The following is a 22856-nucleotide window of genomic DNA, read 5'->3' as shown; positions in this document are numbered from 1 at the left end:
AGAAGGCCCCCTAATTGCCCCCTCATTCCCGCGCGCGCAGAACTGAGGCAGGTTTGCGTGCCAGAGGGCGCCAAGCAAATCCCAGACCGGCCAGCAATGTTGCGGCAATCCCGCCCAGAATGACACCAAAGGCCGATCCCCAGATGACTTGGAACTCGGTCTCCATGACAAAGGTCATCACCGCCCAGCCGCCGGCAATCCCCGCGCCAAGCGACACCAGGCCAGCTGCCCCGCCGACAAGGGCAGAGCGCAAAGTGAAGCTCGACAAGATCCGCCGCCGCGAGGCACCAAGCGTTTTCAGAACCGCGGCCTCGTAGGTGCGCGCGCCTTCGCCTGCTGCTGCCGCGCCGATCAGCACGAGGAACCCGGTCAACAGGCTGGCCGCCGCGCCCCAGCGCACTGCGTCCGAAATCCCGGCCAGCATTTCGGTCACACGATCAATGGCGTCGCGCACCCGAATGGCGGTGATGTTGGGATAGGTACTGGCCAGATCACGCAGGATCTGCGCCTCGGCCTCTTCTTCGGCGTAAACGGTTGAAATAAAGGAATGAGGCGCGCCCTGTAGTGCTGACGGGTTCAGCGTCATGACAAAGCCGATCCCGGCGGTCGAAAAATCAACCTCGCGAAAGCTGGTGATTTCGGCGGTGATATCGCGCCCCAGAATGTTGAGCGTCAGCGTGTCGCCAAGCTGCAAACCCAATTCCTCGGCCTCTTCGGCGGCAAAGCTGATTTGCGGCGGGCCAGCGTAATCCTTGGGCCACCATTCGCCTTCGGTGATGGTGGTACGACTGTCCGGTTCCGCAGCATAGGTGATGCCGCGATCGCCGCGAATAACCCAATGTTCGCCTGCGACCTTTTCCGCGTCTTCGCCGTTGATACGGGTGATGATCCCACGCAGCATCGGCGCGCTGTCAACGCGCGATACGGCAGGGTCCTTTTGCAACCGGTCCAGATAGCCGGGCATCTGATCCTTTTGGATATCAACAAAGAAATAGGACGGCGCAATGTCAGGCAGGTCGCGGGCAATGGCACCGCGCAGATTGCCGTCAATCTGTCCCACGGCGGCCAGCACCGACAGGCCCAAACCCAGCGACAAAACCACCGATCCGGCGCTTTCACCAGGGCCACCAATCGCGGCCAAGGCCCACCGCCACACCGGGCGTCCCCTCGCGCGACGTGCAAAAGTGCGGGCGAGGATGCGGATAAGTTGCGCGGCCAGGGCCAGCAGGATCAACGCGCCCAGAATGCCGCCCGCGGTCCACAGGGTCAGCATGGCATTGCCCGAGAACATGACCGCCGTGCCAATCAGCAACCCCAGCAGAACCAGAGTGGCAACCACATATCGCGCGGCGGGCAGGCGTTTTGCCCCTTGCAAAGCATCGCGCATCAGGGTGGCGGCGCGGACCTCTTCGGCGCGTGCCAAGGGCCATAGGGTAAAGACCAGAGCGGTCAGCACGCCATAAACCGCCGCTTCGGCCAATGGGGCCGGGTGCAGGGTGAAAACAGCCGGAATGGGCAGCGCGGCTCCGATGATCGGACCCAAAAGGATGGGAACCAAGGCCCCTAAGGCGAGACCAATGGCAATGCCCAACAGGCTGAGTGCGCCGATCTGTAGGAAATAGGTCTGAAAGATCACCGTGCGGGTCGCGCCCAATGTGCGCAGGGTGGCAATGACCGAGGTTTTGCTGGCCAAATAGGCGCGCACGGCGGCGGAAACGCCCACCCCGCCAACCGCAAGGCCCGATAATCCGATCAGCACCAGGAAACTGCCCAGGCTTTCGACAAAACGCGCGACGCCCGGCGCGCCATTGCGCGAGTCCCGCCATTTTAGCCCGCTGCGCTCAAATTCCGATTTGGCTTGGGCGGCCAATGTGTCCAAATCCGAGCCCACCGGCAGGGTCATCCGATACTCTGTATCAAACAGAGACCCGGGTGCCAGAAGGCCGGAACCGTCCAAAGCCTTGGTCCGCACGATGGTACGCGGCCCAAGTCCAAACCCGTCACCGGCATCATCTGGCTCGCGCTCTAGGATGGCGTTCAGGGTGAATTCTTGTGATCCAAGGCGAAAGCTATCGCCGGGCTCCAACCCCAACCGGTCCGCCAAAGCCGGTGCCATCACCGCCCCTTGCCCGTCAAGCGCAGCTGTCAATTGCATGGGGGGATCAAGAACGATTTCACCCAGCAAAGGATAGGCCGCATCGACTGACTTAACCTGTGTCAGCGCGCGTTCAGCCTCTCCTTCTCGCTCAACCGTTGCCATAGAGCGGAAATCAGTCACCTCAGACATCTGTTCAGATATCGAGGCCAGCCAGGCTTTTTCCTCTTCATTGGCAAAGCGATAAGTGAATTCCGCTTTGGCATCGCCGCCCAGCAAAACCGCGCCTTGTTCCGTTAATCCCAGTTGGATCGCCGATCTGACCGAGCCGACCCCGGCAATCGCAGCGACTCCCAGGGCAAGGCAAGCCAGAAAGATCCGAAACCCGCGCAATCCACCGCGCAATTCGCGGCGGGCAAAGCGCGTTGAGGTGGCCCAGCTCATTCTGCAGCCGCCCGGTCTTGGTCGATCTGACCGTCTTTCAGCCGGATCACCCGATCACACCGGGCCGCCAATTCCGGCGCATGGGTGACAAGCACCAGTGTCGCGCCATGTTTTTCGGACAGACCAAAGATCAAATCCATAATTGCTTGGCCATTATTACCATCCAGATTGCCAGTCGGTTCATCTGCCAGCAAAAAATCGGGGCGCGGGACCAATGCGCGCGCCAAGGCAACCCGCTGTTGTTCTCCGCCAGAGAGTTGCGCCGGATAATGGTCGGCGCGATGGCTTAGGCCGACAGCCTCCAATTCCGCCTCGGCCCGCTCAAACGCATCCTTGCGCCCGGCCAATTCCAACGGGGTCGCGACATTTTCCAAAGCGGTCATGGTCGGGATCAAATGGAAGGATTGGAACACAACGCCCATGTGATCTTGCCGGAACCGCGCCAGCGAATCTTCGTCCAGATGGGTCAGGTCTTTGTCCAGCGCGCGAACCTGCCCGCCTGTGGCGCGCTCAAGCCCGCCCATGACCATCAAAAGAGAAGATTTCCCAGAACCGGAAGGTCCAATCAGGCCCACACTCTCGCCCTTAGCGACATCCATCGTGATATTGTGCAAGATTTCCACCATTCCCGCATTGCTTCGCAGGCTTAAAGTGACATCTTGTAGGGAGAGAATGGGATCAGGCATCAAGATGGTCCTGTGTTGAAACGATCTGACACATATGGGGCGATTATGGGCGGCTACAAGACAGTTTTGGCAGGAGTTTTAGCAATTGCCGGTCCAGTGAGTGCTGAACAGGTCGATATTTTGGCACTTGGTGACAGTCTGACCCAGGGCTACGGCCTGCTTGAGCAAGACGGGTTTGTACCGCAATTGCGCAACTGGCTGGCCGAGCAGGGTCATGATGTGCGCGTCGTCAACGGCGGCGTGTCCGGGGACACGACGGCCGGTGGTTTGGCGCGGGTGGAGTGGTCTTTGACGCCGGAAATTGATGCGATGATCGTCACTTTGGGGGGGAATGATTTGTTGCGCGGAGGCGCCCCGGAAGAAGCACGCCGTAATATCGAGGGAATCCTCAAAGTCGCGCAGGCCCGCGATCTCGAAGTTTTGCTGATCGGGATGGAAGCGCCTGGAAATTTTGGCCCCGACTACAAAACGGCCTTTGATGCGCTCTATCCGGAATTGGCGGCGCAATATGGCACGGTTTTTATGGAGAGTTTCTTTGCCGGTTTTGGACTGGAAAATCCGTCACCCTCTGACGTGGCGCATCTGATGCAGGCGGATGGCATTCATCCCAACCCAGAGGGTGTTGCGATGATTGTTGATGCCGTGGGTCCAAAAGTCGAAGAGTTGCTGGGGCGTTTGTCGGACTAGCAGTTGTCGGTGTCAGGCTCGGTTTGTCAGGCGTTCGAACTTGCACGCAATCACGGATGACAGAAGTTGAACCATGCCCATGGCCGCTCCGCAAAACAAATAGACCATGAAAGCCTGACTTGGAGTCAGGGCTCCGAATGCAAAGCCAGTAATACCGGCCACCAAACCGAACAGACTGCCCAAAAGAATTGCGACGATTGCCATACTGCGTCTCCTCTGATGGAATCGTAGGGTTCCATTTCTTACCAAGGTATTAAAAAGCGGTATTGAGGCAGGAGTATGGCGAACAATCGCCGATTATACATGTTCAAGTTGCAACCGGCCGCCGATGAGCTGCGATTTTGCTAGGAACAAAACAAAAAAAAGCCGGGCAGCATGGCCCGGCTTATCGTGAGAATTGTGTGGGATCAGAGAACCGTAACAGTCGCCCCGACAGGAACGCGCTCATACAGGTCTTCGACGTGATCGTTGATCATCCGGATGCAGCCGTTTGACACGGACCGTCCAATCGAACGCGGCGATGTGGTGCCGTGAATGCGGAAGAATGTGTCGCGACCGTTCTGGAACAAATACAGCGCGCGAGCGCCCAGAGGGTTACCCGGGCCACCTGGCTGGACATAGTCGTTATCGATGAACTTGCCGTAGAGATGCGGGTCACGCTCGATCATCTCATTTGTCGGACGCCATGTGGGCCATTTCTTCTTGGCGCCGATTTTGGCGGTGCCGGTGAATTCCAGACCAGCCTTGCCGACGCCCACGCCATAGCGGCGCGCCTCGCCCGGTGCGGTCACGAAATAAAGAAAATGCGCCCGTGGCAGAATCAGCAGCTGACCCGGTTCCAGATCCTTTTTGATACCCACAGTTTGCGGGCGGAAAATCGGATCCACCTCAAATGCGTGTGCCGGAAGGGCAAATGACGCCGCGGCCGCGGCAACGAAGGATCGACGAGAGATCATGGCAGCACTATTCCTAGAATGGTTAACTTGGGTTTTCTGGCAAAAAAGCGCTCGAAAATCAATCCCAGTATCGGAAAGGTTTGTGTCACGATACCGTGTTTCGAGCGCGATTAAGCCCTTATTCCTTGGGGACCCTGGCATTTCTGCCAGCCAGAACGACGCTGATCGTATAAGCGGCGTTCGGGCTTAGCCCTGCCATAATGGCGGCCGCCACATCAGGTTTCATGCGGGCCAGGAAACCGGCGGAAAATTCTGGATCCATTTCCTCAAACAAAGCCGCCGCTTGTTTGGGTTTCATATTGGCGTAAACGCTTGTGAGGCGGGTGATATCATCCTCTGCGGCGGTTTGCGCCAAAGACATCGTGGCGCGCAAACGTTCTTCGGCGTCTTCCAAAGCGGCAAGTTTGCGATCGATCTCCTGCTCGGCGGCGGCCAAGGCTTTCATGCGCACCGCCACGTTTTCTTCCCGTTTAGCGATTCGCGCCTCGCGTTCATTCATCGCTTTGAGCAATGGCATGATCTCTTCATCTGGGATGGTTGTCGGTGTCGCCGGTGCAGGGGTGTAAGTGTCAGCCATTTTCTTCACCGGCTCTTCATGCACATCCTCGCCGCCTTCTCGGGCAAAAGCCTCGCCAGCGCCTATACCGACACGCAAAATGGCCGAGGCCAGCAACAATGCGCCAATCGCTGAAAGAGCTCCCTTTGCCTTGCGTTGAGGGCGCTTTTTCTTGGATTTCTTTTGTTCAGCAGGGGCAGATTTCGCCATGACAAACCTCTAAACGGCTGAATTCAGTTGCGCGCGTGGCGGACAAAAACCGGATCGGCATTCTCTTGGGGTGGCGCTTGCGGCTGTGGAGCGGCAGCGGCTGATTGCGGCAGGTCATGCATCGAGGCCACCAGCAATTCCAGGCGCCGCGCTACATCTTCGGCCCGTTCGGTTAATTCTCCCAAGGATTTCGAAGAATCACCGGCGCTGTTTTGCGCCTGTTCCAGCGTTTTGCTGAGGTCATCAACCTGAGCGGATAAAACGGCCACCGCCCCGCCGACCCCGTTCTCCAGATCAGTAAAGCGTGTCAGCCGACGCGCCAGGATAAAGCAGTAAAACCCAGCACCCAAAGCACCTGCAACCAACAAGATATCTGCAATCATTTCCATTCCCGTCCCCTTTTAGTTCAGTACAAATTCCAGGACCAACAGATCGCTGACACGCCCCTCGCCTGCGACCAGTCGGATTCTGCGCAGCATCTGGCCACGCAATTTGATAAGCGCGCCAGGCGCTTCAAGATCGCGCGGATCAAGCGCGCGAAGATAACTGTTCAGCACATCCTGCACGCGTGGCAGGATGCTTTCGACTTCTGTTGTGTAGTTTTTGGGCACCTCTAGGCTGGCGCGGAATCGCAGGTGACTGGCCTGCGCCTTGGGCCCCAGGGAAATCACCAGCTGCGGCACTTCTATAAAAGAAACATCCGGCAATGGCGCCGTTTCAACGGTTTCTTCAGCATGAGCCTCGGCAGACGAATCATGTTTTTCACTGTCAGTTCCGCCACCCAAAAGCCCGGACTGAACCGCAAAGAATCCGCCGCCGCCGCCAGCCAAAGCCAGCACAACCCCAATGATCATAGGGAGTTTGGACGGTTTCTTTTCTTCGACCTCTTCCTCATCAACGGTGGCGTCAGACATTCTCAACCTCTTTTCTGGCGTTGCACCTGTTTTGACAGAAATGGGCTAACTGATTGTTAAGCTGAATGAGTCAATGTCGGGCTAGCCGAACAGAAAGTTTGGAGCGGAGGTCGATCTTGCAGCAGATGTTTTCAGTCTGGGGTGCCTTGGGGGCTCGTCAAAGGATAGTGGTTTTAGGGGCGACACTGGCGATGATTCTCGCCGTGTTGGGTCTGACAAGGCTGGCGTCATCGCCAAACATGTCTCTCCTATATGCGGGCCTGGAAAATGGGGCCGCCGGGGATGTGGTTAAGGCGCTTGAGGCGCGCAATGTCCAATATGATGTGCGCGGTGGTGCCATTTTTGTGCCAGACGCAGATCGCGATGCGTTGCGCCTGACTCTGGCCAGTGAAGGGCTGCCAGCCAATAGTGGCCAAGGCTATGAATTGCTTGATGGTTTGTCCGGCTTTGGCACAACATCTCAGATGTTTGACGCCGCCTATTGGCGTGCCAAAGAGGGTGAATTGGCCCGAACAATCGTTGCGAATCCCGCGATTGCCAATGCACGTGTCCATATTGCCAACAGCACCGCGAATCCCTTTCAACGGGATGTCACACCCTCTGCGTCGATCTCGGTGACGCCGGCCGCCGGGGCCATCTCGCCCCAACAGGCGCGCGCGCTGAAATACCTTGTGTCCTCCGCTGTACCCGGTCTGGTTCCAGAAAATGTTGCGGTCATTGATGGCAAAGGTGGCCTGATTGGGGCCGAAGCGGACAGTCCGGCTGGCCCAACGGCTGATGATAAGGCCCTGCAGCTACGCGACCGAGTCCAACGCCTGATGGAGGCGCGGGTTGGCGTTGGTAACGCTGTGGTCGAAGTCAGTGTCGATACCGTCACCGAAAGCGAATTGATCCGCGAGCGCAGCTTTGACCCGGATGGACGGGTGGTTGTCTCTACCGATACCGAAGAACGCAGTGACAAGGCCGATAGTAGCGGCGGCGGTGATGTCAGTGTGGCCTCGAACCTGCCCGAAGGTGACGGCGGTGGTGCCGATGCTTCGTCTTCCTCCAAAGCGGAAACACGCGAACGTATCAATTACGAAGTCTCCGAAACAACGCGTGAGATTACGCGAGTTCCCGGCGCGATTCGCCGTTTGACAGTGGCAGTCTTGGTAAACGGAACTTATCAAACCGCAGATGACGGCACGCAGACCTTTGTTCCCCTGCCGGATGCAGAGCTGCAGGCGCTGAACGATCTGGTCTCCTCTGCCGTCGGTTTCGAAGAACAGCGCGGTGATCAGATCACCATCCGTTCCCTGCCGTTTGAACGCCCAGAAGGGCTTGGCACCGGGCCAATCGACCCGTCAACTAGCATGTTCATCGGCAATATTGATCTGATGCGTCTAATTCAGATGGGGGTTTTGGCCGTGGTTGCCCTGATCCTCGGGCTGTTTGTTGTGCGCCCGGTTCTGGCGTCCTCCAACGGCGAAGGTGCTGCCATGCTGCCCGCGCCTGCTGGGGATGATGGCACCGTGCTCGATGGAGAAGTTGAGCCTGCCGGCGGGTTCGAAGATCTGCCCATGGTGGCGGATGGCGGCGGCTTTGGCGGCATGGGCATGGTCGATTTCGACATGCCCGGAGAAGAAGGCGGGCTTGGCGGTGAAGATCCCGTTGATCGGCTGCGCAACCTGATCGAAGAGCGCAAGACCGAAACCGTTGAAATCCTGCGCAGCTGGCTCGAAGAAGACAAGGAAAGCGCGCAATGAGTGCTCTGAGTGACCTGCTAGAGGATTTTGCCCAAACAGCAGCACCGGTTGCTGCGGCTGCCGCCCCCGTTTTTAATGAAGCTGACCTGGAGGGGCAAAAGCTTGAGGCGTTTGAAAACGGCTACCGGGCGGGCTGGGACGATGCCGTCAAGGCGCAATCAGATGATAGCAGCCGCATTTCCAGCGCTTTTGGCCAACATCTTCAGGACCTGTCCTTTACCTATCATGAGGCTTACAGCCAGGTGATGAACGCAATGACCCCTCTTTTGGATGAGATGGTGGCGGCACTTTTGCCAGAAATGGCCCGGGCGACACTGGGGCACCATATTGTCGAACAACTGCAAGGCATGGCCCAGGAAATTGGTGCGCTTGAGGTGATTGTAGCCGTCGCCCCCGCCAATGTCGCAGCGGTTTCCCCCCTGCTTGAGGGCGAATTCAGCTTTCCGATCCAACTGGTCGAAGATGACACATTGGCCGAGGAACAGGCCGATATTCGCCTTGGGAACACAGAAAAACAGATCGATCTGGGTGATCTGATCGCGTCGGTCTCCGAAGCGGTCGAAGGGTTTGCTCATGACAATCGGAGGAAGATAGCCAATGGATAACCAACAAAGCGCCGCCCGGTCCGAAGGGTCGACAGCCTTTACATCCGTCCCCATCGAAATCACCGTTTCCGTCGGCAAGGCGCGCCCATTGGTGCGCGACCTTTTGCAACTCGCCGCAGGGTCGGTGCTGAGCTTGGACAAGCAGTTGGACGACCCGGTTGAGCTTTATGTCGGAGAAAAGCTGATTGGAATCGGTGTGTTGGAGGTGCAAGAGGGCGATGGTCAGGGCCAATTGGCCGTTCGCCTGACCGAAGTGTCCGATCTCAACAACCCATCCTGATACGCTCATGAGGTGGGTCTTCCTCCTTGTCTTGGTACTGGCCACTGGGGCTGCGACCGAGGGCATGGCGCAATCGCTAGAGCTGAACCTTGGCGATGGCGGGTCGGTCACGGCGACCAGTATTCAGCTGATCCTGTTGATCACATTGCTCAGCATCGCGCCGGGCATTGCGATCATGATCACCTGTTTCCCCTTCATGGTCACCGTGCTGGCGATTTTGCGACAGGCCGTCGGCTTGCAGCAATCGCCGCCCAATATGCTGATCGTCAGCCTCGCTCTGTTTCTGACGTATTTTGTGATGGAACCAGTCTTTAACGAGGCATGGGAGACCGGGGTTCAGCCTCTTTTGAACGAAGAGGTTGAGCTTGAGGCAGCAGCGATTGAAATTCTCAAACCGTTCCGCGTCTTTATGGCGGCGCGTGCTGATCCAGAGACGTATCGCGCCATGGCGGACCTACGACCTGACGCTGCGCAAACCGCGTTGCAGCCCGAGGCTCCGCTGTCGGTTTTGATCCCGACCTTTATGCTTTCCGAGGTTGCGCGCGCCTTTCAGGTGGGTTTCCTCATCTTTCTACCCTTCCTCATCATCGACCTTGTGGTCGCGGCGGTGTTGATGTCCATGGGTATGATGATGGTCCCGCCTGCTATCGTGTCGCTTCCGTTCAAGCTGGCCTTTTTTGTGATTGCTGACGGTTGGGCCTTGATCGCGGGCAGTTTGGTCAGAGGATATTTCTAGCGCGGCTTGCGGATATCGATGGTGGTGAGCTGAAAGTAGGGCTGGTCTGGCGAACATAGGATCGAGCCAAAGCTCGGCTCGTTCACCACATTGGGAAAGGCCTGCGCCTCAAGGCAAAAGCCCGAGCTTGGCCCATGGCTGGCCGCATGGGACGGGCTGCCAAACCGGTTCAGATGCACGCCGGTGTAGAATTGCAGCCCTGGCTGATCGGTCCAAAGCCGCATCTCCATGCCGTTCTCTGCAACCACTCGGGCCTTCGGGCCGTTGGTGTCATCAATGACATAGTTCAAATCATATCCCAGCCCATCTGGGTCCTTCTCGGCCAGACCCGCCAAGGCGCGAAAGTCAAACCGTGTCCCATCCACGTCTTCGATGGTGCCGGTTGGAATCAAATCTGCGCCGGTTGGAGTGATTTTTGATGCGTTGATCCTGAAACGATGCCGGTTCAGATCGGCGCGGCCATCCAGATTGAAATAGACATGTTGGGCGAGATTGATCGGGGTTTCTCGGTCGGGAATTGCCGACATCTCCCAGGTCAAGGCTGAGCCATCTAAGGTCAAACGGACCTCAAAATCGACCGCGCCGGGATAGCCTTGGTCCAAGTCCGCAGAATGCAGACGCAATATGGCTGCAGAGTCGCTCAGCTGCTGCAAATCCCAATTCTGCCAACCCAGCCCCTTTGCACCGCCATGCAAGTGATGCGGGCCATCATTGGAGGGCAATTTCCAGACGGTTCCACCCAGCTCAAACCTGGAATTGGCCGTACGATTCGCGACACGGCCAACGATGATGTTCATGCAATAAGGGTTTTCGCGGTAAACTTCTGGATTGTCATAGCCCAAGACCACCGGCTGCCCGTCCACCAGCCAACTCTGAATGGCGCAGCCCATCGATAGAACCGTCACTTCGCTTGTGTCGCTTTTCAAAACCGCTGATGTGATCTCGTCGCTCATCTCGCCCCTCCCTGATGCCAGAACGGGCTAACAAACAATCGCCAATGGGGCCAGCGTTACCGCTAACTTTCAGTCATCAGCGCCTTCATCTGTGACATCCTGGTGCAGATGCGTTTGGCCGCGTTTGGCCGCGAGGGCGATCTGCTTTTGCCGTTCGCGAAAGCGGGCTTTGTCGGTATCCGAGGTCTCATCGATACATTGATGACAGGATACGCCATGTTCGTATTCCGCGCGGTTCTTGTCGATGGGCAAAATCGGGCGGCGGCAGGCATGGCACAGCTCGTGCGGCCCTTCCTTAAGCCCGTGACCAACCGATACACGCCCGTCAAAGACAAAGCAGTCGCCCTGCCACGTGCTGTCCTCTTCGGGCACCTCTTCGAGGTATTTCAGGATGCCCCCTTTGAGGTGATAGACATCCTCAACCCCTTGCTGCAAAAGCCAATTGGTCGACTTTTCGCAGCGAATACCACCAGTACAGAACATGGCCACGCGTTTGTTATGGAACCGGTCCTTGTTGGCCTCCCACCAGGCGGGGAAATCGCGGAAACTGGCGGTTTCCGGGTCAACAGCGCCTTCAAACGTGCCGATGGCGACCTCGTAATCGTTGCGCGTGTCGATCACCGCCACATCTGGACTGCGGATCAACTCGTTCCAATCCTCGGGCTCGACATAATGACCGACCTGCGCGCGCGGATCGACATTTTCCTGGCCCATGGTCACGATCTCGCGCTTGAGGCGCACTTTCATCCGGGCAAAGGGGCGTTCTTGGGCGGTCGACAGCTTCCATTCCAGCGTGTCACATCCTGGCAGGGCGCGGATATGGGCCAGCAAGGCGTCGATGCCGGCTGCGCTGCCGGCAACCGTACCGTTGATCCCTTCCTGGGCCAGCAAAAGCGTGCCGGTGATCTTTTGATCACGGCACAGGTCCTGCAATGGATGTTGCAGATCCGCCGGGGTGTCAAAGCGGGTGAAGTGATAGAGCGCGCAGACTGTAAACATGCCGCGTCGATACGCATTTGTGCGCCTCTGGGCAAGCCTCAGCCTGCCGCATGGGCCAATCCATGCACAACGGCGGTAAAGACCTCGCTCATTTCCTGGCGCGCCTCGGGCAGGCATTTTGCCAACTCTTCGCGCACCACGCCCATCAGGCTCGATCCGCCGACAAAGACCACCATGTCAACGCTGTCGGGGCTGCATCCGGCATCCTTGATGGTGTCCATAGCGGCCGCACCGATCTGACTGGCGAACCCGTTCAACGCGGTTGTCATGACGCTCTGTTCCAACGGGACTGTCAGCCCACGTTCGACGACGCCAAGGTCGATTTCCCCGGTTTCGGCTCCGTTGGCAGCGATTTTGCCCGCTTCAACCGCATAGGCGATGTCATGGCCCAGATGCGCTTCAAGCACTTCACCAAGCCGTTCGAAAAGCTCGGGCTGCTTGGCCAGCCTTTCCCAACGGCGCACCTCGCGCAACAATGCCGGGTCATAAACAAAAGCGATCTTTTCCCAACTGGCCAGATCATGGAACAGGGCGCGGGGAGCGCTATGGGTTTTGTTGCCCAGCTCGGCACCGATTTGCGCACCGTAACCCAGCAGCGGCATGACATTGTCCAGGCTCAGCACCCGGTCGAAATCCGTGCCGCCTATGCGCACGCCACGGCTGGCCAGCACTTGGGTTTTGCCATTCTTGCGGTCGCAAAGTGTGAAATCCGAGGTGCCGCCGCCAATATCAACGATCAGCATCCGCCCCGACCCGGCAACCGCCAGCGCCGCCGCTTCGGGTTCCGGGAGGAACCGGACATCACTGAACCCAGCCAGCTCATAAGCCTCGCGCAGGTCCAGCTCAGCCTGAGCGTCGCGCTCAGCCGAGGCCGAGTGGAAATGCACCGGGCGACCGGACAGAGCAGTGTCAAACGACATGCCGGTGAACGCCTCAGAGCGCGCGCGAATTTCGGCGAGGAAACGGGCGATTATATCGATCAGGCTCAGCCGTTCATTCAGGAATTGACGCTGTTCCCGGGCCAGCGGTGTGCCAAGGATGCTTTTGAGCGCGCGCATAAACCGCCCTTCGGCCCCGTCCATCATCGCGCGCGCGGCGGCGCTGCCGTAAACGAATTTGCGGTCGCCAAAATCGATGAACACCGCTGTCGGTAGCGTTTGCGCCCCCGGCTCCAGCGGAATCGCAAAAGGTTGCCCGGCGGCCATCACCGCGGCCCCTGTGTTTGACGTCCCAAAATCCAGCCCGAGTGTCGCCATCTTTGCCCCCTTGCAAGGCCCGAGCACATAGCCGCCCGCCAAGGGCGTGGCAATTCCAAAAAACAGGGTTTAGGGTCAGGCCAAGTTCAAAGGAGCAAAGCCTATGCACGCGTGGATTGTGATTGATGTTCAGAACGATTTCTGCCCGGGCGGGGCATTGGCGGTTCCCGGCGGGGATGAGATCGTCGCGCCGATCAACGCCCTCATGTCCAAATTCGACGCGGTTGTCCTGACCCAGGATTGGCATCCGTCTGGCCATAGCTCCTTTGCGACCAGCCATGACGGTAAATCCCCTTATGAAGTGATCGAGATGCCTTATGGTCCGCAGGTGCTTTGGCCAGATCATTGCGTGCAGGGCAACGACGGAGCGGCCTTTCATGCGGGGCTGGATGTGGATCGCGCTGATCTGATCATCCGCAAAGGGTTTCGCCCCGAAATCGACAGCTATTCCGCGTTTTTTGAGAATGACCAGAGCACGCCAACCGGGCTCGATGGGTATCTGCGCAGCCGTGGCATCTCCGAGCTGACTTTGGTTGGTCTCGCCACCGATTTCTGCGTGAATTTCTCGGCCGTGGATGCAGCGCGATTGGGTTTCAAAACCAATGTGCGCATGGATCTGTGTCGCGCCATTGATCTCGACGGCTCACTGGCGGCAGCGCAAAGTGGAATGACCCAAGCAGGCGTCACGTTGCTGAACGGTCATGGGTAACCAGTCAGCGGTTATCTCCTTGGCGATGTTAGTTCCGACCCCTAGATAAGGCGCATGATGTTTTTCAAGAAACGCAAGGCAGCGCCGCAAGGATTTGCAGCCCCTCTGGCCCCAGAGGTGCCTTTTTATGCCATTGGTGACATCCATGGCTGTGACGGCTTGCTGCAAAAGCTGATCGGCCAGCTGCAAGAGGCTGCGCACCCCTCGGCGGTCTTGGTTTGTGTGGGCGATTACATCGACCGGGGCGAGGAATCAGCGGCGGTTTTGCGCAGGCTATACGAGATGCAGACAGGCGCGCCGGAGTTCATGACCTGCCTGATGGGTAATCATGAACATATGATGCTGCGCTTTTTCGAAGAACCAAAGACCCATGGCGCGCGTTGGCTGCGCTATGGCGGGCTGCAGACATTGGCGAGCTTTTCCATCACAGGCTTGCCGGGTGCCGACGCAGCGGACAAAGAGTGGCTCGACCTGCGCAGCCGGGTTGCTGACGCCATGGGGGACGATCTTCTCGCCTGGCTGCGCAAGCTGCCCAGTCATTGGCAAAGCGGCAATGTTCATGTGGTGCATGCGGGGGCGGACCCGGATCTTCCGGTCGCTACGCAAGACAGGTCAACCTTGCTTTGGGGCCATGCGGAGTTTGACAAGAAACAGCGCAGCGACGGGCAATGGATCGTGCATGGCCACACGATTGTCGACAAGACGCAGGCCAAGGATGGGCGCATTTCCATTGATACCGGGGCCTATGCCACCGGCCATTTGACCGCCGCGCTGGTCGAAACCGGCAAAGTCAGTTTTGTGACAACCTGACGGCTGACCCGATCAGCCGCCGCCGGTTGCCGCGGATGTCGCGCTTAGCAGGGATGGGAACATCTGTTGCAGTGCACGGCCCCATTTGGTGATTGCCTGCTCTTCGATAAAGATTACGTCATTCGGACGCATCTCAAAGCGGGTGGCAATCAGCGTATCCGCTGCATTTTTGACGTTCAGATGATAGGCGGTGATTGACCCGATGCTTTCGGCCCGCGTGTCGGCGCGCAGCACGTAAATCTGTGTCGGGTCGCCGGTTGTGTTGTCGAACCCACCCTCGGAATACAGGATATCGGCCAGCGTTGCCTGTTGCTGATAGGGCAGGGCCACGCGGTTCTGGTTTTCAACTTCACCGGTCAGATAGACATAATCGCGCTCTTCTGCACCTAGCTTCTGACGCAGCTCAAACAGGTTGCGTCGTTCATCCAATGCCGAGCGTTGCAAACCGATCTCGGCTTGCATGGATTGCAGCGCCGTTGTGCGGGCGGTGGTGCGCAAGGCAATCACATCGATCTTGGCCTGGTAAAACTCCATGGCGCGATCCAGATCATAGCTGGTATCGACATAGACCGCGTCGCCATTCAGGAGAACCTTGTTCTGGAGATCCTGACGATCAAGGTAGATCTTGAGCGGGATCTGATACAGCGTCCCTTCGCGATAGACGCGGATCGAGGCGAATTCACGGTCGCGCACTGCAATGTCACCGGCAGTGGTCAACGCCTGGCCAAGCGTCAGCTTGTTCAGCGTGATCGGCACAACGCTGGGCTTTTTGACCGCACCACCAATGGCGACTTTCTTGGAATGGAACTCGGCCACCTCAAGGCTAAAGGACGGGTCGATCTGGTTTTCGACCAGCACCTGGAACAGGCGGTCTTCGGCCTCTTGAACGGTCAGACCAGACAGTTGTACCGGCCCGATTTCCGGGATGGCGATCGAGCCATCATCGCGCACGGTATAGCCTTGGCGCTGGTTTTGCGCCGCCAACAGGCCCGAGAGTTGTTCAATGGTCGATCCACCGCTTTTGGTCGCCAGCAAAAGCACATCGCCGACGCCAATCCGATAGGCTTCGGGCTGCACATCGGGCAGGGGCCGGAAATCAAGGCTGCCCGGTGTTTCGGATGGCAAATAGGGGGTCGCGGGCAGGGCACCCGCTCCGGTCACAGCGCTGCCACCACCAGTTGTGGCATAAAACACGGCGGGCAGGGCGCGTGGCGTATAATCAGACGCATTTGCGCGCGACACTTCCTGTGCGGTCATCGGCACGACGACAACTGGCGTACCATCTTCGCGCTCGCGCACATCGGGACTTTGATAGCTGATGCCGCAGCCAGATAGGGCAAGGGTTGTCGCAAGAACACCAAACCGGGCCAGGGAAAGCGGCGTGCGGATAAGATCACGCAGGGATTTCGTTGAACGCAGAGCGGTTTCCATGGTGCCTATGCTCCCCCAAAAAAGCGATCTCAATAGCCAAAACAGGCAGATAAAAATGGCCACAAGAAATTGTGCCTTATCTCTACAACCTATCCAAAGCTTCGACGAGACACACAAATTACAGTATCTCCAATTCACCCGTTCTGGGGCTTTTGAGCAACAAAATAAAGAGTTTTCCACAGGGGTGTGAACAATCCCTTCGCGCCACTTTCGCAAAACGAGAATCGACGTGCTGAATTCCCGTCAAAAAGAAAGAGCCTTTGATCACGCAAAGGCTCTTTTTCGCACTGGTTAAGTTGTCCAGATATTAGGCCGCAACCGCGTCTTTCTGGGCCGCGATCATCACGCTTGCCAAAGTCGTGTAGGTTTCAACCCAGGCCGCTTTGACCTCATCGGTGAAATCATCGCCCAGACCTTTGCCAAGCGCAAAGATCAGCGCCTCGCCGACATAGTCATAATGCTCGGGCGTGACGTCATAATCATTGTGGCGACGGCCCAGATCCTGAACCGCAGGCAGGATGGCGTCGAGATTGGTCAACCCGTTCACGGCCACACCGATCATCTGCATCAGCTTTTTCTTTTGATCACTCATGTCATCGGGAAAGAGCGAACGCACCTGTGGCGCAATCTCAAACAGTTTGTCATAGAAAATATCCGCTGCCGGGCCGGCAATCGGCGCAACCTTTTTAAAGCTGTCCTGAACGAGGCTAATTTGTTCGGGTGTCATGTCTGTCATTCCTTCTTGGCTAGAAATCCCAGCACCTGATCCGCACCGCCGCTGGCCCAAACCATAAAGGTCACGGCCGCAGCAACGTCTGAATCGCTGAGATCTGGGTTGGCGCCACGCGGGGGCATTTCGGCATAGGTCTTGCCGACAAACCCGTTTGTGGCGTGGTCAATCAAAGTCGGCAGACCCTTAGCGATGCGGGGCTGCCATTTCTTGGTGGCGGTGATTTTTGGGGCTCCGGTGGCCTTGTTGCCACCGTGACAGCCCATGCAGGTATCCTCCCAAACCAACCGCCCGGTTTGCAAAACCGGGTGGTCGGGCATCGGAAGGCGGTCGAGCGTCACAAATCCGCTAAGCCCCTTGGCCGACAAAACGTCGTCTAAGGTCGGCTCAGCCTGTGCCGTGCCAGCGGCCAAAACGCCACTGGCGGACAAAAGACCTGCGAAAATCAGCCGCCGTGTCATCAGCCGTCCATCGGGATGCGAATGACAACACCGCCCATCACGTCACCACCTTCAAAATCGGTGCGTGGGGAATCCTTGTGCTCGTTATGGCAAGAGGAGCACGCCTCGGCGACCGAGATATCCGGGTAGAAAGCGGTGAAATAGGTTGTGCCGCCCAGCTCTTCTTCGCCGTAGAAATTTTCGCCTGGATTATCGGCCAGGTATTCCAATCCCTCTTTTTCAAGATCGGTTGAGGGTGCGTTTTGCTTGTTGATCGGCCAGAGCGACAGCAGCGAATAGGAAAACGCGTCGGTTTCCTCGGCCACCATCTCGGCACCAAAGCGGAACATCTGAGCGGGCAGAACCAGCGCTTTGTCATCCTCAAAGTGCTCGGAGGCGGTGATCACCTTTTCCTTTACCGCGAGGCGGTTGACGATCATGCGGGTGTAAACCGTGCGGTCCGAGGACATCACGAGGTGCAAAAGGTCGGCAACGTCCTGGTATTCCATTTCCGCGCTGGCGGATGTGCCGCCCACGGCCATGGCACCACATAGAACTGCGGCTTTGATTTTCTTGGCGTAGCTGGTCATAACTGGGTCTCCTGTTGCGTTATGAGTGGCAGGATGCGTGGGGCCGTCTGGTCATTGGTTGGCGCCTTGTTCAGATGGTTCCACGCGTTTCAGCGCCCAATCGATGCTTTCGATGTGGCGTGTTGGTTGCCCGGAGAAATTGCTGGAAACCAGGGCCGGATCGGCAAGGGCATCAATGGCAAATTCCAGACTGTGACAGGTCAGACAGACCGACCGGATCATCTTTTCATTTGGGCGTAGGTTGTCGTTCTGGTTGTGATTGGTCACAGCCAGACCTTTCTTTTCGCTTTGCGGCATATGGCAGGTGGCGCAGGTCACGCCGCTGCCCGGCACAGCATTGCCCGTCAGTTCGGCCTGCCACAGATTGTGGTGTGGGCTGTCCAGATAAGACAAACTGTGATCATCGTTGTGGCAGGTCAGGCAGGCGGTGACGGCGCTGTGATCGGGCTCTTCGCGATGGGGCAGGTGGCAGGAATTGCAGGTCATGCCCTCGCCATGTGCCTCGGCCTTCAGGTCGACCCGCGCCTCTTGCACCGTCATCACCTCAGGCTGGCTTGGGTCGGCCAAGTAGGTTTCGATGGCCGAAACCAGGAATTCTGGCGCGTCCGGCAGACCCAGTTTTTTCAAGCGTTTTTCAACATCGCGTGGCTTTGAGATCTTGGAATGCCCGCGCATCCCGTGCCGCCCGAGGGAAAAGCTTTTGGCCGCGCTTTTGTGGCAATCGGCGCAAACCCCCTGATCCGGATGATCGGTCCAGGCGGTGTCTTCGGCGGCATGGCAGCTGTTGCAAGTGACATTGGCCACCGCATGGGCAGAACCGGCCCAGTCGTGATTGATTGCGTCGTCCGCTGCCGGAGCCTCAATCGCCGCAAGATAGGTCGCGATCTCTTGCTGATCTACGGGCTTGGCGGCGGTTGGCAGAGCGGCAGCCTCGACCACCGGATGGGCGGCCAGCCAATCTTTGCCGGAATGCTTGACAAGGAAATCCTCATAGAGCGCGCGGTTGTCATGGTAGTTGTGGCACCCGGCAGAGGCGCAGGTGTCAAAACCCAGACCTGCATGGCTTTCCCGGTTCTTGCGCACATCCTGATCCCCTTTGGAATGACAGGACACACAGAAATCACCCTGCAAGGTGACCATCATCGGCTGGGTCTGCTCGGGCACATGCTCAGCATGGCAGGTGGTGCAGAACCGGCCATCAACCTCTTCCCAATAGGCGGCCATGCGCGGGTTGGTGAACTTTTTCTTTGGATGGCTGTCATCCCCGGCCTTCAATTCGTCTTTGTGGCAGGTGACACAGGTCTTGTTCAGTTTCTTTTGCACCTTGGCCTGCGAGGCAAAGGGTTCGGCCGTGTGGCAGGTTTCGCAGGCGATTTCCAATTGGTGATGCGCCCCGGCGGTTTGGCCGGGCAACAGGACTGATCGGTCGCCATTGATATAGAGCGCCGCAAAGACCGCGCTGGCGCCCAAGCCGGTCAGCAGCGCCCATAATCCCCAAAGCAGAACGGTTCGTGACATACTAAATCCCCCGCTCAGAACGCATAGCTGGCCAGTACATGAGCCAGGATCAAAACGGGTAGGGGCCAGATGGCCAGGATATGTAGCCAGGTCGGGATCTGGCGGGCCGGTTTGCGTGCGGTGCCAATGCGTCTTGCGCGCAATTCGTGATCTCCGCCCGTGGCCAGCCCGGCCAAAGCTCCGAGGATCAGGGTTAGCGCAAAGCAGATGAACAGCATCAGGTTCAGGTTGCTGCCTGCACGCAGACCGGTATGGGCGACCAGCCCAATCCCCGCCAGTGCGCCTATCCCCAAATGGATCAACCGCCAGCCATCATACTGCCCCAATCGATCCATGAAACGAATACGCTTGCGCAGCCCGATCAGCATGGCGGTCACGGTCAGACCCAACAGGATGAACCCGCTCCATTGCCGCACAATATTGTCCTGCCATAACCACATGCGCAGGCTGTCCGCATCAAAGCTTTGCGGAAACGGAATGCGCGGGGCGAAGGCGAGGATCAGCGCCACCAACCCGGCCAAAGCCGAGACCGCCAGAATGGCGCGGAACAGGCGCACGGGTTTGGGTGGGCCACCGGCATTGACCAGCTCTTCCAACATCGGTTGGCACGAGCCGCAGACATTCCCGGCCCCGGTCGCTTCGCCCAAAGCTTGCGGCGTGTTGGCCCCGGCGGCGAGGGCGTCGCGCAACCTCCCGCAGGTCACACCGGTGCAGTTACAGACCGTTGCGGCATCCGCCATATCGGCCACGTCTTCCTCACCATCGGGCCACAAAAACCCGGTGCGCAGAAAGCGAAACACCATCCAGGGGTAAACGGTCGCCCCTTGTTGAATGGCGCTTTGCACCCGGCTGGCTTGCGGCCAGCCGCCAACAGCAATGGCCCCGACCAACTTGCCCTGTTGGATAAAGATCCGACGGTATTGATTGCCCGCCCGCCAGATTTGCGACCGGGTTTTTGGGGCGACCTCAAGCTGTTCGATCTCACCGGCAGAAAACACTTCGGCCCCGATCACCTTAAGCTTGGTCGCAGGTACCGCGCGCTGATAGGTCTTGGCCTGCCCCAATATCTGCGCGACGGCGACATCCGCTTGCTCAAATCCGGGGCCAACCAAGCCCTGCAAGACGCCCTGATGTTCTGCACATTCACCAATGGCAAAGATATCCGGATCCGCGGTACGCATCTCGTCATCGACGACAATGGCACGGTGAAACGGGATCTTGGCATCGCGGGCCAGATCGGTATTGGCGCGCACGCCGGTGCAGATGATCACCGTGTCACATGCAATTTCGCTGCCATCCATAAGGACAATCCCGGTGACGCGATCTGTGCCCTCAATGGTCTTGACGCCTATACCGGTTTTGACCGCGACCCCCAGAGCTTCTATCTCTTGGCGCAGCAGCGCCCCGGCCTCGGTATCAAGTTGGCGTGGCATGATGCGGTTTTCATGTTCAATCACGGTGACATTGACCTGACGGCGCTGCATGCCGCGCGCCGCCTCAAGGCCCAAAAGCCCACCGCCAATCACCACGACATTGCGCGCACTGATGCTGCGCGCCATCAGCGCCGAGGCATCCGCCGCCGAGCGAAAGGTAAACACGCCCGATAGGTCACGCCCGGGAATGCCCGGCACATTGGCGCGCGATCCGGTGGCGATGATCAGCTTGTCATAGGGCCAAACCTGCCCATCCGCTGTTTTCGCCAGTTTTTCAGCGCGATCAATCGCCGTGACCGGCAGACCAGTGCGTAGGGTCAGGTTGGGTTTGGCACCGGCCAGATCCGGTGTCGTGATCTCGCCAAACTGCACGTCTCCGGCCAAAAGCGGCGTCAGTTTGACCCTGTTATAGGGCTCATAGGCTTCGGTCGTCAGAAGGGTGACGTCCAAACCCTTTGCATCTGCAGCAAGCTTGGTCGCCGCCCGCGCGCCTACGGGGCCACCGCCGATAACGACAATGCGTTTCGGCATTTTCTCAGGCGCGATCTCGATCTGATCTGGAAGGGGGTGGATTGACATTCTGGCACCAAATCAATGGGTTGTATTTTAGAGATTGCCGAAATTTCAGACGCGTATGCCTCTGAAGTCTTCGGGTCATCCAAGAACAACTCTGTTCCATTGAAAGCTGACGGCGCTGCCAACCTGGGTAAAGTCTGCCTAGAAATGCTGCGAGTGCGAAGGTTTTTTTGTAAAATTATGGTTGATGCAGTAAAACTTGCCGTTTCCGCGGACCGGGTGACGCAAATTTAATCAGTCGTGAAACCCGACTGTCCAATCCTTGCGCAGATCCGCGGGCAAATCCTAAAAATTCAGCATTGGGATCACGACTCACTTTCCTGATCCTAGCCTGACGGGATCAATTCCGGGGCCCACCGTTTGATCCGCGCTTCGCACAACGCTCCCGCATGTCGGGTCAGCACATCCAGTTCCGCCTGTTTCAGGCGTTTGAGATTGGTGGTGATGCTTGATGCAAATTGCGCATCTCCAGGATGTACCTCCCCTTCGACACTGTCGATCGAGTACCAGACCGGCTTGGGTCCGCGACCCGAGGCGTGGGCCAATTCCAACCGTTGAAATTGCAATCCGCGCACCTGTTCCATCAGAATGCCAATCGCCTCAAGCAATACCACCGAAGCGGATTCCGTTGGGCTTTCCTTGATCTCAAACGGTTTCCCGGCATCGCTGACCAGAGCAAAATCCAGCTGATTGCGCTCCATGCGCATCAACGGGTTCACGCCCAGATTGTCATAAACTCCGCCATCGGTGAGAGTGACATATTCCGTTTGCGGATTTGGGTATTCCTCTTCAGAGACGCGCAGAGGGGGAAAGACCGGCGGAAAGGCCGAGGAGGCTGCAACAGCGGAGCTGATCTTTTGATCCGAGGCCCCGGTCTGGCCCAACTCATGTTCGCCCATTTCTTCGGGGCCGTCCCCACCTGCCACGTAAAAGAACATATTGCCCGAGGACAGGTTGGTTGAGTTGAAATAGACCCGTGGACCATTCTTTAGACTGGCCAGCGTCGCGTCGTGAAACAGGTATTTGTCGTAAGAGGCCGCCAGCGCCTCGATCCGCGATTCAAACGGATTCAAAATGCCGGAAAGCACCGAAGACACAGCGATCGAGCGGGTCAGCAGATAGTCTTCAAGCTCGTCCAGCACCGTGTCGCTTTGCCAATTCGCACATAGATAGGCCCCGGCGATGCTGCCGCCGCTAACGCAGGAAATCAGGTCAACCTTGTCGAGCAGGTCCAGCTCTTTCAATTTGCGAAAGGTGCCCAGATGAAACCCGGCGGCGCGAAATCCGCCCCCTGACAGGGCCAAGCCCAAACGCTTTTCCTCTCCGTCAATCACAACAGTCATAATCGTCCCTCCCAAATCTCTGTCAAAATATCGCAATCCCGCTCTAATCCTGTCGGGGTAAGAGCAGTGTCGACCTCCGCCTGGGTAGAAATCAAGCGTTAATTTGTGTATGCTGGTTGCAAGGTCGACCCTTGGCGCGCCATTATTTCATGGG

Annotated in this window: 24 protein-coding genes; 7 read left to right on the top strand and 17 right to left on the bottom strand. The window is 57.9% G+C overall.

Features of this window, described 5'->3' with window-relative positions:
- Positions 1 to 22: 22 nt before the first annotated feature.
- The gene (locus CLV87_RS08355; RefSeq protein WP_099242022.1) at positions 23 to 2539 is read right to left on the bottom strand and encodes an ABC transporter permease; all 2517 of its coding nucleotides are present in this window, start codon (positions 2537 to 2539) and stop codon (positions 23 to 25) included.
- Positions 2536 to 3225: an ABC transporter ATP-binding protein gene (locus CLV87_RS08350; RefSeq protein ID WP_099242024.1), complete on the bottom strand. Its 690-nt coding sequence runs from the start codon at positions 3223 to 3225 to the stop codon at positions 2536 to 2538. Before CLV87_RS08350 ends, CLV87_RS08355 begins: the two co-directional genes overlap by 4 nt.
- Before the next feature lie 45 nt (positions 3226 to 3270).
- Here CLV87_RS08350 and CLV87_RS08345 point away from each other — a divergent pair, with 45 nt between their 5' ends.
- A complete protein-coding gene (locus CLV87_RS08345; protein ID WP_099242026.1) occupies positions 3271 to 3912 on the top strand; it encodes an arylesterase in 642 nt (213 codons plus the stop codon).
- A gap of 12 nt (positions 3913 to 3924) precedes the next feature.
- Here CLV87_RS08345 and CLV87_RS08340 read toward each other — a convergent pair whose 3' ends face one another.
- The 5 genes from CLV87_RS08340 to CLV87_RS08320 form a co-directional block, all read right to left on the bottom strand.
- Positions 3925 to 4116 (bottom strand): hypothetical protein, encoded by a 192-nt coding sequence (locus CLV87_RS08340; RefSeq protein WP_099242028.1) that lies wholly within the window; start codon positions 4114 to 4116, stop codon positions 3925 to 3927.
- A gap of 203 nt (positions 4117 to 4319) precedes the next feature.
- On the bottom strand, positions 4320 to 4868 hold the full coding sequence (locus tag CLV87_RS08335) for a L,D-transpeptidase (RefSeq protein WP_176556005.1): 549 nt from the start codon (positions 4866 to 4868) through the stop codon (positions 4320 to 4322).
- A gap of 118 nt (positions 4869 to 4986) precedes the next feature.
- On the bottom strand, positions 4987 to 5634 hold the full coding sequence (locus CLV87_RS08330; protein ID WP_099242030.1) for a MotE family protein: 648 nt from the start codon (positions 5632 to 5634) through the stop codon (positions 4987 to 4989).
- Positions 5635 to 5657: 23 nt separating this feature from the next.
- Positions 5658 to 6023 carry a hypothetical protein gene (locus CLV87_RS08325; protein WP_099242031.1) on the bottom strand — a complete coding sequence of 122 codons (366 nt, stop codon included), beginning with the start codon at positions 6021 to 6023 and terminating at the stop codon, positions 5658 to 5660.
- 12 nt (positions 6024 to 6035) lie between these two features.
- Entirely contained in the window at positions 6036 to 6548 is a 513-nt protein-coding gene (locus tag CLV87_RS08320; RefSeq protein WP_099242033.1) for a flagellar basal body-associated FliL family protein, read from the bottom strand.
- Positions 6549 to 6673: 125 nt separating this feature from the next.
- On the opposite strand from CLV87_RS08320, the gene fliF reads away from it, so the two are divergent.
- The 4 genes from fliF to fliP are packed head-to-tail and all read left to right on the top strand — an operon-like array spanning position 6674 to position 9914.
- Positions 6674 to 8293 (top strand): flagellar basal-body MS-ring/collar protein FliF, encoded by a 1620-nt coding sequence (fliF, locus tag CLV87_RS08315; RefSeq protein ID WP_235871896.1) that lies wholly within the window; start codon positions 6674 to 6676, stop codon positions 8291 to 8293.
- The gene (locus CLV87_RS08310) at positions 8290 to 8898 is read left to right on the top strand and encodes an ABC transporter ATP-binding protein (RefSeq protein WP_099242037.1); all 609 of its coding nucleotides are present in this window, start codon (positions 8290 to 8292) and stop codon (positions 8896 to 8898) included. Before fliF ends, CLV87_RS08310 begins: the two co-directional genes overlap by 4 nt.
- Positions 8891 to 9178 (top strand): FliM/FliN family flagellar motor switch protein, encoded by a 288-nt coding sequence (locus CLV87_RS08305; protein ID WP_099242039.1) that lies wholly within the window; start codon positions 8891 to 8893, stop codon positions 9176 to 9178. Before CLV87_RS08310 ends, CLV87_RS08305 begins: the two co-directional genes overlap by 8 nt.
- A 7-nt stretch (positions 9179 to 9185) precedes the next feature.
- A complete protein-coding gene (gene fliP / locus CLV87_RS08300; RefSeq protein WP_099242041.1) occupies positions 9186 to 9914 on the top strand; it encodes a flagellar type III secretion system pore protein FliP in 729 nt (242 codons plus the stop codon).
- Here fliP and CLV87_RS08295 read toward each other — a convergent pair.
- The 3 genes from CLV87_RS08295 to CLV87_RS08285 all read right to left on the bottom strand — a co-directional run bounded on the left by CLV87_RS08295 (position 9911) and on the right by CLV87_RS08285 (position 13122).
- Entirely contained in the window at positions 9911 to 10867 is a 957-nt protein-coding gene (locus CLV87_RS08295) for an aldose epimerase family protein (protein WP_099242043.1), read from the bottom strand. The two genes, fliP and CLV87_RS08295, sit on opposite strands and share 4 nt — an antisense overlap.
- A 69-nt stretch (positions 10868 to 10936) precedes the next feature.
- Positions 10937 to 11866: an oxygen-dependent tRNA uridine(34) hydroxylase TrhO gene (gene trhO, locus CLV87_RS08290; RefSeq protein ID WP_099242045.1), complete on the bottom strand. Its 930-nt coding sequence runs from the start codon at positions 11864 to 11866 to the stop codon at positions 10937 to 10939.
- 38 nt (positions 11867 to 11904) lie between these two features.
- Positions 11905 to 13122, bottom strand: coding sequence for an Hsp70 family protein (locus tag CLV87_RS08285; protein ID WP_099244576.1), 1218 nt, complete (start codon positions 13120 to 13122; stop codon positions 11905 to 11907).
- A 103-nt stretch (positions 13123 to 13225) separates the two neighbouring features.
- Here CLV87_RS08285 and pncA point away from each other — a divergent pair, with 103 nt between their 5' ends.
- On the top strand, positions 13226 to 13831 hold the full coding sequence (gene pncA, locus CLV87_RS08280) for a bifunctional nicotinamidase/pyrazinamidase (protein WP_099242047.1): 606 nt from the start codon (positions 13226 to 13228) through the stop codon (positions 13829 to 13831).
- A gap of 54 nt (positions 13832 to 13885) precedes the next feature.
- Positions 13886 to 14641, top strand: a complete 756-nt coding sequence (locus CLV87_RS08275) for a metallophosphoesterase family protein (RefSeq protein WP_099242049.1) — start codon at positions 13886 to 13888, stop codon at positions 14639 to 14641.
- Positions 14642 to 14653: 12 nt separating this feature from the next.
- Here CLV87_RS08275 and CLV87_RS08270 read toward each other — a convergent pair whose 3' ends face one another.
- The 7 genes from CLV87_RS08270 to CLV87_RS08240 all read right to left on the bottom strand — a co-directional run bounded on the left by CLV87_RS08270 (position 14654) and on the right by CLV87_RS08240 (position 22702).
- Positions 14654 to 16072, bottom strand: a complete 1419-nt coding sequence (locus CLV87_RS08270; RefSeq protein WP_176556006.1) for a polysaccharide biosynthesis/export family protein — start codon at positions 16070 to 16072, stop codon at positions 14654 to 14656.
- Between the two features lie 307 nt (positions 16073 to 16379).
- Positions 16380 to 16799, bottom strand: coding sequence for a globin family protein (locus tag CLV87_RS08265; protein ID WP_099244580.1), 420 nt, complete (start codon positions 16797 to 16799; stop codon positions 16380 to 16382).
- 5 nt (positions 16800 to 16804) lie between these two features.
- On the bottom strand, positions 16805 to 17263 hold the full coding sequence (locus CLV87_RS08260; RefSeq protein WP_099242053.1) for a c-type cytochrome: 459 nt from the start codon (positions 17261 to 17263) through the stop codon (positions 16805 to 16807).
- Positions 17263 to 17832: a Tll0287-like domain-containing protein gene (locus CLV87_RS08255; protein WP_099242055.1), complete on the bottom strand. Its 570-nt coding sequence runs from the start codon at positions 17830 to 17832 to the stop codon at positions 17263 to 17265. The genes CLV87_RS08260 and CLV87_RS08255 overlap by 1 nt, the downstream gene beginning before the upstream one ends.
- 51 nt (positions 17833 to 17883) lie before the next feature.
- Entirely contained in the window at positions 17884 to 19350 is a 1467-nt protein-coding gene (locus tag CLV87_RS08250) for a cytochrome c3 family protein (protein ID WP_099242057.1), read from the bottom strand.
- 14 nt (positions 19351 to 19364) lie between these two features.
- Positions 19365 to 21362: an FAD-dependent oxidoreductase gene (locus CLV87_RS08245; protein WP_099242059.1), complete on the bottom strand. Its 1998-nt coding sequence runs from the start codon at positions 21360 to 21362 to the stop codon at positions 19365 to 19367.
- 323 nt (positions 21363 to 21685) lie between these two features.
- Positions 21686 to 22702, bottom strand: coding sequence for a patatin-like phospholipase family protein (locus CLV87_RS08240; RefSeq protein ID WP_099242063.1), 1017 nt, complete (start codon positions 22700 to 22702; stop codon positions 21686 to 21688).
- Positions 22703 to 22856: the final 154 nt, after the last annotated feature.

Source organism: Pelagimonas phthalicica (assembly GCF_004364805.1).
Classification (GTDB): Bacteria; Pseudomonadota; Alphaproteobacteria; order Rhodobacterales; family Rhodobacteraceae; genus Pelagimonas; species Pelagimonas phthalicica.
This window is presented reverse-complemented; position numbering and strand designations above follow the sequence as displayed.